This is a genomic window from Halomonas sp. Y3, assembly GCF_024137965.1.
Lineage (GTDB): Bacteria > Pseudomonadota > Gammaproteobacteria > Pseudomonadales > Halomonadaceae > Halomonas > Halomonas mongoliensis.
The window spans coordinates 1,726,896-1,739,764 of the sequence record NZ_CP099975.1; the positions used below are offsets into that span (position 1 = coordinate 1,726,896).

Here is a 12,869-nt window from a genome sequence, read left to right on the forward strand (position 1 = left end):
GAACGCCCATGTCCTTCAGTGAAGCGGTGCTCTCGCCCTGGCTGATGGCGCTCTGCGCCCTGGTCTCGTTGCTGCTCTACGGGCTGGCCCTGGCCCAGCGCCCCTGGCGGGCGCTGCTGGCCGACAGCGCCCTGCAGCACCGCTGGCTGGCGGCCACGGTGGCGGTGCTGCTGATGTGGCAGCTGCGGGCCCAGGCGGTGGATTGGCTCTCCCTGCACCTGATGTTCACCGCCCTGCTGACGCTTGTCTTCAAGGCACCGCTGGCGCTCACCTCGATCCTGATAGTCAACCTGGCGGCGGTGGTCACCGGCCGGGTGGCCTGGCCGCTGCTGGGGGTCAACCTGCTGGTCACCGGCGTGGTGCCGGCGCTGGTGATGGTGCTGATCTGGCGCCTGGTGGACCGCCGCCTGCCCGACAACCTGATGGTCTTCCTCTTCATCTGCGGCTTCTTCGGCGCGGCGCTCTCGAGCCTGGCCGCGGGGCTAGCCGCCGTGGGGCTGATGGCGCTGGGCGCCAGCGACGCCCACGCTCTCTACCAGGCCATGGAGTACGCCCGCTTCCTGCCGCTGCTGATGCCCTCCGAGGCCTTTATCACCGGCATGTTGATGGCGATCCTGCTGGTCTACCATCCGAGCTGGGTCGCCACCTTCAACGACCATCGCTATATCGATACCAAGTAGGCACAGGAAACGACAATCGCGCAGAATCTGCGCTCCTACAGGTGGCACCTTCCCCTGTGGGAGCCCGATTTGTCGGCGATAGGCGCCCCCATCCGTTGGCAACATTGCCATCGCGCAGAATCTGCGCTCCTACAGGTACAGGTGGCACATTTTCCTGTAGGAGCCCGATTTATCGGCGATAGGCGCCCCCATCCGTTGGCAACACTGCCATCGCGCAGAATCTGCGCTCCTACAGGTGGCACCTTCCCCTGTGGGAGCCCGATTTGTCGGCGATAGGCGCCCCCATCCGTTGGCAACACTGCCATCGCGCAGAATCTGCGCTCCTACAGGCGGCACCTTCCCCTGTAGGAGCCCGATTTATCGGCGATAGGCGCCCCCATCCGTTGGCAACATTGCCATCGCGCAGAATCTGCGCTCCTACAGGTGGCACCTTCCCCTGTGGGAGCCCGATTTATCGGCGATAGGCGCCCCCATCCGTTGGCAACACTGCCATCGCGCAGAATCTGCGCTCCTACAGGTACAGGTGGCACATTTTCCTGTAGGAGCCCGATTTATCGGCGATAGGCGGCAGGCATGGGGCCCTCATCGCGTAGGAGCCCGATTTATCGGCGATAGGCGGCAGGCACGGGTCCCTCATCGCGTAGGGGCCCGATTTATCGGCGATCGACCTTGTTCCTACAACTCCAGCGCCAGCTGCCGCCGCTCGGCCTCGGGGCGCAGGCGGGCGCCGACGCCGAGCAGGCGCACCGGGCGCCGGCCGCGCTCCCAGGCCTGCTCCAGCAGGCGAGCATAGGCGTCGAGCCCCGGAGCGAGGCCGCGGCTCTCCAGGGTGGTCAGGCTGAAATCATCGAAGCGCACCTTGACCACCAGGCCCGCCAGGGGGGGGCGGCCGTAGCGGGCCAGGCGCTCCTCCAGGCGCTCGCAGAGGGGCGCCAGCGCCTCCCGGCAGCTGGCCAGGTCGGGGAGGTCCCGGGCGAAGGTGGTCTCCACGCTGATCGACTTGCGCTCCCGCTCCACCTTCACCGGGCGCTCGTCGATGCCTCGGGCCAGCTCGAAGAGGCGCCGGCCGAACTTGCCGAACTCCTCCAGCAGCCGCGCCAGGGGAAGTGCGCGCAGCTCCTCGCAGGTGGTGATGCCCAGCGCCTCCAGGCGCGCCCCCGTGGCCGGGCCGACCCCGTGCAGCTTCTTCACCGGCAGGTCGCACAGGAAGGCCTCCACCCGCTCCGGGGCGATGACGGTCAGGCCGTCGGGCTTCTCCCAGTCGCTGGCGATCTTGGCCAGGAACTTGCTCGGCGCCGCGCCCACCGAGAGGGTGATGCCGGTGCGCGCCAGGCACTCCGCCTTGAGCCAGCGCGCCATCCAGGTGGCGCTGCCCGAGAAGCGCTCCACGCCGGTCACGTCGAGATAGGCCTCGTCCAGGGAGAGGGGCTCCACCAGCGGGGTCAGTTCATGGAAGATCGCCTGGATCCGTTGGGAGACCTCGCGGTACTTGGCGAAGTCGCCGGGGAGCAGGACCAGCTGGGGGCAGAGGCGCAGCGCCCGGGCCGTGGGCATCGCCGAGTGGATGCCGTAGGCCCGGGCGGGGTAGTTGCAGGTGGCGATCACCCCGCGCCGCTCGGGGCTGCCGCCGATGGCCAGGGGCCGCTCGGCCAGCGCCGGGTTGTCGCGCATCTCCACCGCCGCATAGAAGCAGTCGCAGTCGGCGTGGAGAATCTTCCGCTCAGGCGAGGGCCTGACCATTGCCGCCGCGGATGACGCCCACGCCGATGCCCTCGATCTCCAGCGCCTGGTGGCGCAGGTCCACCTCGATAGGCGGAAAATCGGCGTTCTCGGCGATCAGGGTCACATGGTGGCCGCTGCGCTGGAAGCGCTTCACGGTGACCTCCTCCTCCAGGCGCGCCACCACGATCTGGCCGTCCCTGACCCGCTCGGTGCGGTGCACGGCGAGCAGGTCCCCCTCGAGGATGCCGATATCCTTCATGGAGAGGCCGCGCACCTTGAGCAGGTAGTCCGCCCTGGGGGTGAAGTACTCCGGGGGCAGGGGGCAGTAGCGGTCGATATGCTCGGCGGCCAGTATCGGGCTGCCCGCGGCCACCTCGCCGATGATCGGCAGGCCCTGGCTCGGGGGCGTGCCCTCGCTCTCCTCCTGCTCCTGGGCGGGCAGGCGGATGCCCCGGGAGGTGCCGGCGATCATGCGGATCACCCCCTTGCGCTCCAGGGCGCGCAGGTGCTCCTCGGCGGCGTTGGGGGAGCGGAAGCCCAGGGCGCGGGCGATCTCGGCCCGGGTGGGCGGATAGCCCATCTCGTGGATGGTCTTGACGATGAAGTCATAGACGTTCTGCTGGCGCTGAGTGAGGGGGCGTGCCATGCGACCTCCGGCTGTCGGTTGTGGCGAACGGGGTTCGCGTGCTGTGTCCAAGTATACAGCATGTTGTTCTGTACAGTAATCCTGGGGGAAAGGGGGCGCTCCGGGGCCAGCCGTCGCGTCTGCCTCCACGGGCGTTAAAAGAGGTGTTTGAAACGTGAGGCCGGGGCCGCGCATTGAGCCGAGGGGCACGGCTGGCGTACAATCGGGCCACGTTTGAAACAGATGTTTATAATCAGGAAGGCTCCCCCATGGCCCAGCCGGACACCGTTACCCGCATTCTCGATACCGCCGAGGTGCTGTTTGCCGAGCGCGGCTTCGCCGAAACCTCGCTGCGCACCATCACCAGCAAGGCCAAGGTCAACCTGGCCGCGGTGAACTACCACTTCGGCTCCAAGAAGTCGCTGATCCAGGCGGTCTTTGCCCGCTATCTGGACCCCTTTACCGAGCGCTTCCACCGCGCCCTGGACGAGCTGGAGCACGCCTACGGGGGCAAGGTCATTCCCCTGGAGGTGCTCCTGGAGACCATGGCGCGCACCGTGCTGGAGGTGCCGGCCGAGCGCAACAGCCTCAAGGTGTTCATGAAGCTTTTGGGGCTCGCCTACAGCCAGGCCCAGGGCCACCTGCGGCGCTATATTCAGGAGGAGTATGGCAGCGTCTTCACCCGCTTCACCGAGCTGGTACGCCAGGCCACCCCGGAGCTGCCCGACCACGAGCGCTTCTGGCGCCTGCACTTCATGCTCGGTACCGTGATCTTCACCCTCTCCGGCCTTGACGCCCTGCGTGACATCGCCGAAAAGGACTATGGGGAGCATGTCACGGTGCGCGACCTGATCCGCCGGCTGCGCCCGGTGGTGGTGTCCGCCATGCAGGCGCCGCTGCCGGAGCCCGCTCTCCAGGCCGGCCAGGCCTGATCTCTCTGCCGCCTGGACGGGCAGCTCGGTGAGGCTGGCGGGTGCGGGTCGTCTGTCACTATCGCTCGCTTTGCCCTAGAATCTGGCTCCTTTCACGGTGAGGAAGCGACATGACCCAGAGCCTCGGCCCGGTGATGCTTGACCTGGAAGGCACGGCGCTGACCGCGGAGGAGCGCCGGCTGCTCAAGCGGCCCGAAGTGGGTGGCGTGATCCTGTTCGCCCGCAATACCGAGTCTGCCGAACAGGTGCGCGCCCTCGCCGGCGAGATCCGTCGCCTGCGCCCCGAGCTGCTGCTGGCCGTCGACCAGGAGGGCGGCCGGGTGCAGCGGCTGCGCGAGGGCGTGACTCGGCTGCCCCCCATGGGTCGCCTGGGCGCCGGCTTCGCCGATAGGCCCGAGGTGGTCCAACGGCTCTGCCAGGACGCCGGCTGGCTGCTGGGCATGGAGATGGCGGCCTGCGGCCTGGACCTCAGCTTCGCCCCGGTGCTCGACGTCGACGACGGCACCTCCAGCGTGATCGGCGACCGCAGCTTCTCCGCCGACCCCGAGGCCGTGGCGACCCTGGCCGGCGCCTTCGTCAACGGCCTCCACGAGGCGGGCATGGTGGCGGTGGGCAAGCACTTCCCCGGCCACGGCGGGGTGGCGGCGGATTCCCACCATGAGCTCCCGGTGGACCCGCGGCCCCTTGAGGCCCTGCGCGAGCGCGACCTTTTGCCCTTCACCCGCCTGGCCGCCCGGCTCGACGGCGTGATGCCGGCCCACGTGGTCTATGCCGACTTCGACCCGCGCCCCGCCGGCTTCTCCCCGGCCTGGCTCGGCATGCTGCGCCAGAGCCTCGGCTTCAAGGGCGTGATCTTCTCCGACGACCTGAGCATGGCCGGTGCCGCCAGCGCCGGCACCCCCGCCGAGCGGGCCCTGGCCGCCCTCAACGCCGGCTGCGACATGCTGCTGGTCTGCAACGACCGCGCCGTCGCCCTCGAGGTGCTGGACGCCTGCCGCGACCGCCCCGGCGCCAGCCGCCTCGCCAAGCTGCGCTACGGCCGCGCCCGCCCGGAGCTCGGCTGCCTCGCCGCGCTCTCCCGCTGGCGGCGCGTCCACGCCCACCTCGAATCCCTGGGATAACCCCCAGGGTCCGACCCCAAAGTTCCCTGAGGGGTCTGACCCCGAAAGCCACTTAACCTGCGAGACACCACCATGTCCCGACTCGACCACGATGCCCACCCCCTTGCCGAGATGCGCGAGGTGATGGAGAACGCCGACTGCCTGATCTCCCAGGGGGCGGTGGAGCGCGCCCTGGATCGCATGGCCGACGAGATCAGCCGCGACCTGGGCGACAAGCTGCCGGTCTTCTACTGCGTGATGAACGGCGGCCTGATCACCACCGGCCACCTGCTGCCGCGCCTCGGCTTCCCCCTGGAGGTGGACTACCTCCACGCCACCCGATACCGCGGCAAGACCCGCGGCGGCGAGCTCTTCTGGCGGGTCTCGCCGGAGGTGCCCATGGCCGGGCGCCACGTGGTGATCGTCGACGATATCCTCGACGAGGGCGCCACCCTCGCCGCCATCCTCGACTACTGCCGGGAGGCCGGCGCGGCCAGCGTCTCCACCGCGGTGCTGGTGGACAAGCAGCACGACCGCAAGGCGGTGCCCGGCCTTCGGGCCGACTACTGCAGCCTGGAGGTGGCCGACCGCTACGTCTTCGGCTTCGGCATGGACTACAAGGGGTACTGGCGCAACGCCCCGGGGATCTTCGCCCCGAAGGGGATGTGATCGCGCGGATTTCTTGTGGGAGGGGCCAAATCGCCGATAAATCGGGCTCCTACGGGGTGAGGGGCTGTGCCTGCCGCTGATCGCCGATAAATCGGGCTCCTACAGGGGAAGATGCCACCTGTACCTGTAGGAGCGCAGATTCTGCTAGGAGCGCAGATTCTGCGCGATGGCAATGGCAGTGTTGCCAATGGATGGGGTCGTCAATCGCCGGATACATCGGGCTCCTACAGGGGAAGATGCCACCTGTACCTGTAGGAGCGCAGATTCTGCGCGATGGCAATGGCAGTGTTGCCAACAGATGGGGTCGTCAATCGCCGATAAATCGGGCTCCTACAGGTGGATGTGCCGCCTGTAGGAGCGCAGATTCTGCGCGATGGCCGGAGGATCGCCGATAGTTGGGTTCCTGGAGGCCTTACGCCAGCCCCAGCTCGTGGGTCGCTTCCTCGCGCATCTTGAACTTCTGGATCTTGCCGGTGACGGTCATCGGGAACTCGTCGACGAACTTCACGTAGCGCGGCACCTTGTAGTGGGCGATCTTGCCCTTGCAGAACGCCTTGAGCCCGTCGGCGTCGAGCTGCTGGCCGTCGGCGAGCTTCACCCAGGCCATCACCTCTTCGCCGTACTTCTCGTCGGGCACGCCGATCACCTGGACGTCCGAGATCGCCGGGTGGGTGTAGAGGAAGTCCTCGATCTCGCGGGGATAGATGTTCTCGCCGCCGCGGATGATCATGTCCTTGATGCGCCCCACGATCGCCACATAGCCCTCGTCATCCATGGTGGCCAGGTCGCCGGTGTGCATCCAGCCGGCGCTGTCGATGGCCTTGTCGGTGGCCTCCTCGTTGTTCCAGTAGCCCAGCATCACGCTGTAGCCCCGGGTGCAGAGCTCGCCGGTCTCGCCGCGTGCCACCACGGCGCCGGTCTCCGGGCTCACCAGCTTCACCTCCAGGTGGGGGTGGATGGTGCCCACGGTGGTGACGCGCTTCTCCAGGGGGGCGTCGGTCTGGGTCTGGAAGCTCACCGGGCTGGTCTCGGTCATCCCGTAGCAGATGGTGACGTCCTTCATGTTCATCCGCTCGATCACCTTGCGCATCACCTCGATGGGGCAGATGGAGCCCGCCATGATGCCGGTGCGCAGGTGGGAGAGGTCGAAGCGCTCGAAGTCAGGCAGCTCCAGCTCGGCGATGAACATGGTGGGCACGCCGTAGAGGGCGGTGGCCTTCTCCTCGGAGACCGCGCGCAGGGTCGCCTCGGGGTCGAAGCCGTCCCCCGGGTAGATCATGGTGGCGCCGTGGGTCACGCAGCCCAGGTTGCCCATCACCATGCCGAAGCAGTGGTAGAGCGGCACCGGGATCACCATGCGGTCCTCTTCGGTGAGCGCCATGGTGCGCGCCACGAAGAAGCCGTTGTTGAGGATGTTGTGGTGGGAGAGGGTGGCGCCCTTGGGCGCGCCGGTGGTGCCCGAGGTGTACTGGATATTGATCGGGTCGTCGAACTGCAGGGTCGCCTGCACCTCGGCCAGGTGCTCGGCGGAGACCTCATCGGCGTGGGCCAGCATCGACTGCCAGCTGAACATGCCGGTCAGGGCGCGGTCGGCGTCCAGGCAGACCACCCGCTTGAGCTCGGGGAGCTTGGCGCTCTTGAAGGTGCCGGGGCCGCCTTCGCGCAGCTCGGGGGCCAGCTCCGCCAGGGTGGCCACATAGTCGGAGCTCTTGAACTTGCCCTGCAGGATCAGCGTGGAGGCGCCGGACTGCTTGAGGGCGTACTCCAGCTCGTGGGTGCGGTAGCTAGGGTTGATGTTGACCAGCACGGCGCCGATCTTCGCCGTGGCGAACTGGGTGATGGTCCACTCGGCGCAGTTGGGCGACCAGATGCCGACCCGGTCGCTCTTCTTCACGCCGAGGGCCAGCAGGGCGCGGGCGGCCTGGTCCACGGCGGCCTGCAGCTCGGCCCAGGTGTAGCGCAGCCCCTGGTGGAGGCTCAGCAGGGCCTCGCGGTCGGGGAAGCGGGCCACCGTCTCATCGAAGCAGTCGCCGATGGTCTGCCCCTTGAGGGGGGTGTCGCTGATACCGCTGACGTAGCTGATCGGGGTGTGTTGGCGTGTCATGTGTGCGTCTCGCGTTTGTTGCAGAAATTGTTGGGCGGTGTGACAACACGATCATGATCCTGGCGGCGCGGGGCTCAGTGCCTGGGCGGCTCGGCGCCGAGCCCGGAGAGCACCTCCCGGGCGCGGCTCTCCACGTCGTCGAGCTCCTTGTGCATCAGCCGGATATCCTCCAGCTGGCGCTCCAGGTTGGCCCGCTTGTCGGCCAGGATCTCGAGAAGACGCTGCAGCTGGCGGGCGTTACCGTCGGGCATGGCGTCATACATCATCACCACCTCGCGGATCTCCGCCAGCGAGAAGCCCAGGCGCTTGCCGCGCAGGGTCAGCTTCAGACGCACCCGATCCTTCTCATGGTAGATGCGGGTCTGGCCGCGGCGCTCCGGGGCCAGCAGCCCTTCCTGCTCGTAGAAGCGGATGGTGCGCGGCGTCACCTCGAACATCTTGGCCAGCTCGCCGATGCCGTAGGTGCGGCGCTGGCGGGGCAGGCCGCCGGTCGGAGCGGCGGCGTTCGCAGTGCGCTGAGTCATGAGCGTCTTCCTTTGTTGTGTGGGCGGGTCGGGGCGCAGACCGCCCGCCTGACGGCAACACTAGCCGAGGTTTACGTTAACGTAAAGTGCTTGTTCGACCATGGGCTGATGTGGGATAAACCAAGCAAGTGCTAGGTTGGGGCTGATCCCGGCTGCAGCCGTTCGCCTCAACCGGCAGAATCAACAAGCGCACATCAGCATCAACAACAACACCAACAGCCCCGCTGCGGCGGGCAAGCGATACGCAAGACGAGGATACCGCCATGGATTTCGCCCTGACCGATGACCAGAAGGCGCTGGTGCAGGCCGCCGCCGACTTCTCCAAGGCCGAGCTGGCCGACCACGCCGCCGAGTGGGACGCCGAGTCCCACTTCCCGCTGGACGTGATCCGCCGCGCCGGCGAGACCGGCTTTCTGGGCATCTACACCCCCGAGGAGCAGGGCGGACTGGGCCTCTCGCGTCTCGACGCCTCCCTGATCTTCGAGCAGCTCGCCCATGGCTGCGTGGCGACCACCGCTTATCTTACCATCCACAACATGGTGACCTGGATGATCGCCTCCTGGGGCGATGACGCCCTGCGCGAGGCCTGGGTGCCCCAGATGATCAGCGGCGAGGTGCTGGGCTCCTACTGCCTCACCGAGCCCGGCGCCGGCTCCGACGCCGCCAACCTGCGCACCAAGGCCGTTCGCGACGGCGACGACTATGTGATCAGCGGCTCCAAGATGTTTATCTCCGGCGCCGGTGCCACCGAGGTGCTGGTGGTGATGGCGCGTACCGGCGAGCCCGACAGCGGTGCCGGCGGCGTCTCCGCTATCGTGGTGCCCGCCGATGCTGCCGGCATCGAGTATGGCAAGAATGAGGAGAAGATGGGCTGGAAGAGCCAGCCCACCCGGCTGGTCAGCTTCGATTCCGTGCGGGTGCCGGTCGCCAACCGCCTGGGCGCCGAGGGGGAGGGCTTCAAGCTCGCCATGAAGGGGCTCGACGGCGGGCGCCTCAATATCGCCAGCTGCTCGCTGGGGGCCGCCCAGCACGCCCTGACCCTGGCTCGGGACTACATGGCCGAGCGCAAGCAGTTCGGCCGCGAGCTCAGCCAGTTCCAGGCCCTGCAGTTCAAGCTCGCCGACATGGCCACCGAGCTCATGGCCGCCCGGCTGATGGTTCGCCAGGCCGCCTGGCGCCTCGACCAGAGCGACCCCGAGGCCCCGGCCCACTGCGCCATGGCCAAGCGCTTCGCTACCGATGTAGGCTTTCAGGTCTGCAACGAGGCCCTGCAGCTCCACGGCGGCTATGGTTATATCCGCGAGTACCCCCTGGAGCGGCTGGTGCGCGATACCCGCGTCCACCAGATCCTCGAAGGCACCAACGAGATCATGCGCCTGATCGCCGGTCGCCGCCTGCTGGCCGACGGCGTGATCGAGTCGCTGCAATAAGGAGCACAACCGATGACGGATCTTCCCGTACGCTTCGACGAGCTGCCCACCGCCTGCGGCGGGCGCGTCGGCGTGGCCACCCTCAACGCCCCCAAGTCCCTCAACGCGCTCTCGCTTGAGATGGTGCACCAGCTCGAGGCCAAGCTGGACGCCTGGGCGGTGGATCGCAGCATCGTGGCGGTGTGGCTCGAGGGCAGCGGCGACAAGGCCTTCTGCGCTGGGGGCGACGTGGTGGCCCTCTACCGCTCGCTCACCGAGGAGAGCGAGAATCGCGGCGCCGGCCGCGACAGCCTGCTGGCCGAGACCTACTTCACCGCGGAATACCATCTCGACCACCGCATCCACACCTACCCCAAGCCGCTGCTGGTGTGGGGCGACGGCATCGTCATGGGCGGCGGCCTCGGCCTGATGGCCGGCGGCTTCCAGCGCATCGTCACCGAGACCACCCGCATCGCCATGCCCGAGATCACCATCGGGCTCTACCCGGACATCGGTGCCAGCTGGTTCCTCAACCGCATGCCACCGGGGGTGGGCGCCTACCTGGGGCTCACCGGCGCCCAGCTCAACGCCCGGGACGCCCTGGATCTCGGCCTCGCCGACCGCTTCATCCCCCGGGATCGCCGCGGCCTGGTGCTCGCCGCCCTCACCGAGGCGGACTACGGCGACCGCAGCGGCGCCGCCCTGCGCGCCGGCGTCCAGGCCGCCCTGGACCGCCACGAAGACCGCACCACCGCCCCGGTGGGGCAGGTGTGGCCGCATATCGACCATCTCCAGGCCCTGGTCGGCGCCGTGGACGCCCCCACCGCGGTGGCGCGCATCCTCGCCGACGCGGCCGACGACAAGTGGCTCGCCGCCAACCGGGCGCGCCTGGCCGACGGCTGCCCGATGAGCGCCCACCTGGTGTGGCGCATGCTGCAGCGCCACGCCCACACCAGCCTCGCCGACGCCTTCCGCGACGAGCTGGTGCTCTCGGTGCAGTGCTGCCGCCACGGCGACTTCGTCGAGGGCGTCCGCGCCCTGCTGATCGACAAGGACAAGAGCCCCCGGTGGAGCCACCCCGACGCCGCAAGCGTCCCGGAAGAGGCCGTCCAGGCGCTCTTCGTCTCCCCCTGGTCCTCGGAGGAGCACCCCCTGCGCGACCTCGGCCTCGGCCACCGCGTCGGCTAGTTCAAACAATCACAAGGAGCACCACCATGAATATCGCCTTTATCGGCCTCGGCAATATGGGCGCGCCCATGGCCAGCAACCTGGTCAAGGCCGGGCATAGCGTCACCGTCTTCGACCTGGTGGAGAGCGCCATGCAGGCGCTGGAGAGCGAGGGGGCCAGCCGCGCCGCCAGCGCCGAGGCCGCCGCCCGGGAGGCCGAGGTGATCATCTCCATGCTGCCCGCCGGCGCCCACGTCAAGGGCCTCTACCTGGGGCGCAACGGCGAACCCGGGCTGTTCGACGCCGTGGCGGGCAAGCCCCTGGTGATCGATGCCTCCACCATCTCTCCGGAGGATGCCCGGGCCGTGGCCGCCGCCGCCGCCGAGCGCGGCATCTGCTATCTGGACGCCCCGGTCTCCGGCGGCGTGGGCGGTGCCAAGGCCGGCATCCTGACCTTTATCGTCGGCGGCGAGGCGGCCGGCTTCGAGAAGGCCAGGCCGGTGCTCGAGGCCATGGGCAAGAATATCTTCCACGCCGGCGACAACGGCGCGGGCCAGGTGGCCAAGATCTGCAACAACATGCTGCTCGGCATCCTGATGAGCGGCACCGCCGAGGCGCTGGCGCTGGGGGTCAAGAACGGCATGGATCCGGCGGTGCTCTCCGAGATCATGAAGCAGAGCAGCGGCGGCAACTGGGCGCTCAACGTCTACAACCCCTGGCCCGGCGTGATGGAGGGCTCCGCAGCCTCCCGGGACTACCAGGGCGGCTTCCTCACCGACCTGATGGCCAAGGACCTCGGCCTCGCCTGGGAGCTGGCCCTGGGCTCGAAATCCACCGTGCCCATGGGCTCCCAGGCCCGCAACCTCTTCGCCCTGCACAGCGCCCAGGGCAACGGCGGCCTCGACTTCTCCAGCATCCAGAACCTCTACCGCGCCGGGGAGTGATGGCAGGGAATCCGCGCTCCTGACCGGCGATTACCTCCGGCGTAGGAGCGCAGATTCTGCGCGATGGGCGGTGTTGTTGCCAATGCGCCGGGCCCCTGCGCCTGCCGCTGTCTCGCCGATAAATCGGGCTCCTACGGGTGGATGAGGAGGTGTAGGAGCGCAGATCCTGCGCGATGCGCGGTGTTGTTGCCAATGCACCGGGCCCCTGCGCCTGCCGCTGTCTCGCCGATAAATCGGGCTCCTACGGGTGGATGAGGAGATGTAGGAGCGCAGATCCTGCGCGATGGGGTGTTGTCGAGGACAATGCGGACAACTTTGCCCCGGTGTCCTAACGTGATGGCAGGGGAATGGGGCTGGTACCGACATGTCATCACACCGTGGACACGCCTTGCGCCGTGGGCGCTGCTCCTTGCCTGGGCATGGCTATCTCATCACCGCGGTCACGCAGGATCGCAGCCGCTGGTTCGAAGAGACCGCCAATGCCCGTGCAGCAGCTCGCTCTTTCTATGCCGACTCAGTGGCCCTTGAGGCAGAAACCCTGGCTTTCGTGGTCATGCCGGATCATGTTCATTGGCTGCTGATTCTCAACGGAGACCTGTCCGAAGCCGTGCGGCGGTACAAATCTCTGGTCACTCATCAGGTCGGGGCGAGGGTATGGCAGAGAGGGTTCCATGACCACGGCCTACGGCGCGAGGAGGACCTCCGGCGGGTTGCCCGCTATATCGTCGCGAACCCGCTCAGGGCGGGGCTGGTAGACAACATTCTCGACTACCCCTACTGGGATGCCGTCTGGCTATAGCGGTGTCCCATTGCGGATCAATGGCGCTCTTGCCAATCGCCGATAAATCGGGCTCCTACTGGGTGGGGGCGTGCCTGCCGCTGATCGCCGATAAATCGAGCTCCTACGGGGTGGGGGCGTGCGCGCCGCTGTATCGCCGATAAATCGGGCTCCTACTGGGTGGGGGCGTGCCTGCCGCTGTATCGCCGATAAAT

12 protein-coding genes are annotated in these 12,869 nt (G+C 67.9%); 8 read left to right on the plus strand and 4 right to left on the minus strand.

The window, feature by feature from the left end; all coding sequences use genetic code 11:
• Nucleotides 1-8: 8 nt before the first annotated feature.
• Complete coding sequence (locus NHL60_RS08220; RefSeq protein WP_253451308.1) at nucleotides 9-680, plus strand: energy-coupling factor ABC transporter permease; 672 nt, start codon at nucleotides 9-11, stop codon at nucleotides 678-680.
• 675 nt (nucleotides 681-1,355) lie between these two features.
• Here the strand turns inward: NHL60_RS08220 and dinB are convergent.
• Nucleotides 1,356-2,420 (minus strand): DNA polymerase IV, encoded by a 1,065-nt coding sequence (gene dinB, locus NHL60_RS08225; RefSeq protein WP_253451310.1) that lies wholly within the window; start codon nucleotides 2,418-2,420, stop codon nucleotides 1,356-1,358.
• Entirely contained in the window at nucleotides 2,401-3,048 is a 648-nt protein-coding gene (gene lexA / locus NHL60_RS08230; RefSeq protein ID WP_253451313.1) for a transcriptional repressor LexA, read from the minus strand. The genes dinB and lexA overlap by 20 nt, the downstream gene beginning before the upstream one ends.
• 248 nt (nucleotides 3,049-3,296) lie before the next feature.
• Here lexA and NHL60_RS08235 point away from each other — a divergent pair, with 248 nt between their 5' ends.
• The 3 genes from NHL60_RS08235 (at nucleotide 3,297) to NHL60_RS08245 (ending at nucleotide 5,728) form a co-directional block, all read left to right on the plus strand.
• Nucleotides 3,297-3,959 carry a TetR/AcrR family transcriptional regulator gene (locus NHL60_RS08235; RefSeq protein ID WP_253451316.1) on the plus strand — a complete coding sequence of 221 codons (663 nt, stop codon included), beginning with the start codon at nucleotides 3,297-3,299 and terminating at the stop codon, nucleotides 3,957-3,959.
• A 110-nt stretch (nucleotides 3,960-4,069) separates the two neighbouring features.
• Nucleotides 4,070-5,080, plus strand: coding sequence for a beta-N-acetylhexosaminidase (nagZ, locus tag NHL60_RS08240; RefSeq protein ID WP_253451318.1), 1,011 nt, complete (start codon nucleotides 4,070-4,072; stop codon nucleotides 5,078-5,080).
• Between the two features lie 72 nt (nucleotides 5,081-5,152).
• Complete coding sequence (locus NHL60_RS08245) at nucleotides 5,153-5,728, plus strand: hypoxanthine-guanine phosphoribosyltransferase (protein ID WP_253451321.1); 576 nt, start codon at nucleotides 5,153-5,155, stop codon at nucleotides 5,726-5,728.
• A 412-nt stretch (nucleotides 5,729-6,140) separates the two neighbouring features.
• Here the strand turns inward: NHL60_RS08245 and NHL60_RS08250 are convergent, their stop codons facing one another.
• Together NHL60_RS08250 and NHL60_RS08255 are read right to left on the minus strand one after the other, a co-directional pair.
• Complete coding sequence (locus NHL60_RS08250; protein WP_253451324.1) at nucleotides 6,141-7,832, minus strand: AMP-binding protein; 1,692 nt, start codon at nucleotides 7,830-7,832, stop codon at nucleotides 6,141-6,143.
• Nucleotides 7,833-7,906: 74 nt separating this feature from the next.
• A complete protein-coding gene (locus NHL60_RS08255) occupies nucleotides 7,907-8,356 on the minus strand; it encodes a MerR family DNA-binding transcriptional regulator (protein ID WP_253451327.1) in 450 nt (149 codons plus the stop codon).
• Between the two features lie 263 nt (nucleotides 8,357-8,619).
• Between NHL60_RS08255 and NHL60_RS08260 the strand changes: the two genes are divergently transcribed.
• From NHL60_RS08260 to NHL60_RS08275, 4 genes are all read left to right on the plus strand, one after another.
• Nucleotides 8,620-9,786 carry an acyl-CoA dehydrogenase family protein gene (locus NHL60_RS08260; RefSeq protein ID WP_253451330.1) on the plus strand — a complete coding sequence of 389 codons (1,167 nt, stop codon included), beginning with the start codon at nucleotides 8,620-8,622 and terminating at the stop codon, nucleotides 9,784-9,786.
• A 12-nt stretch (nucleotides 9,787-9,798) separates the two neighbouring features.
• On the plus strand, nucleotides 9,799-10,953 hold the full coding sequence (locus tag NHL60_RS08265; protein WP_253451333.1) for an enoyl-CoA hydratase/isomerase family protein: 1,155 nt from the start codon (nucleotides 9,799-9,801) through the stop codon (nucleotides 10,951-10,953).
• A gap of 26 nt (nucleotides 10,954-10,979) precedes the next feature.
• Nucleotides 10,980-11,876: a 3-hydroxyisobutyrate dehydrogenase gene (mmsB, locus tag NHL60_RS08270; protein ID WP_253451336.1), complete on the plus strand. Its 897-nt coding sequence runs from the start codon at nucleotides 10,980-10,982 to the stop codon at nucleotides 11,874-11,876.
• 364 nt (nucleotides 11,877-12,240) lie between these two features.
• Nucleotides 12,241-12,675 carry a transposase gene (locus tag NHL60_RS08275; RefSeq protein WP_253451339.1) on the plus strand — a complete coding sequence of 145 codons (435 nt, stop codon included), beginning with the start codon at nucleotides 12,241-12,243 and terminating at the stop codon, nucleotides 12,673-12,675.
• Nucleotides 12,676-12,869: the final 194 nt, after the last annotated feature.

What these genes read in the sequence shown, in the direction of transcription:
- NHL60_RS08220 (WP_253451308.1), top strand. Translation starts at nt 9, where the DNA reads ATGTCCTTCAGTGAAGCGGTGCTCTCGCCCTGGCTGATGGCGCTCTGC.
- dinB (WP_253451310.1), bottom strand. Translation starts at nt 2,420, where the DNA reads ATGGTCAGGCCCTCGCCTGAGCGGAAGATTCTCCACGCCGACTGCGAC.
- lexA (WP_253451313.1), bottom strand. Translation starts at nt 3,048, where the DNA reads ATGGCACGCCCCCTCACTCAGCGCCAGCAGAACGTCTATGACTTCATC.
- NHL60_RS08235 (WP_253451316.1), top strand. Translation starts at nt 3,297, where the DNA reads ATGGCCCAGCCGGACACCGTTACCCGCATTCTCGATACCGCCGAGGTG.
- nagZ (WP_253451318.1), top strand. Translation starts at nt 4,070, where the DNA reads ATGACCCAGAGCCTCGGCCCGGTGATGCTTGACCTGGAAGGCACGGCG.
- NHL60_RS08245 (WP_253451321.1), top strand. Translation starts at nt 5,153, where the DNA reads ATGTCCCGACTCGACCACGATGCCCACCCCCTTGCCGAGATGCGCGAG.
- NHL60_RS08250 (WP_253451324.1), bottom strand. Translation starts at nt 7,832, where the DNA reads ATGACACGCCAACACACCCCGATCAGCTACGTCAGCGGTATCAGCGAC.
- NHL60_RS08255 (WP_253451327.1), bottom strand. Translation starts at nt 8,356, where the DNA reads ATGACTCAGCGCACTGCGAACGCCGCCGCTCCGACCGGCGGCCTGCCC.
- NHL60_RS08260 (WP_253451330.1), top strand. Translation starts at nt 8,620, where the DNA reads ATGGATTTCGCCCTGACCGATGACCAGAAGGCGCTGGTGCAGGCCGCC.
- NHL60_RS08265 (WP_253451333.1), top strand. Translation starts at nt 9,799, where the DNA reads ATGACGGATCTTCCCGTACGCTTCGACGAGCTGCCCACCGCCTGCGGC.
- mmsB (WP_253451336.1), top strand. Translation starts at nt 10,980, where the DNA reads ATGAATATCGCCTTTATCGGCCTCGGCAATATGGGCGCGCCCATGGCC.
- NHL60_RS08275 (WP_253451339.1), top strand. Translation starts at nt 12,241, where the DNA reads ATGTCATCACACCGTGGACACGCCTTGCGCCGTGGGCGCTGCTCCTTG.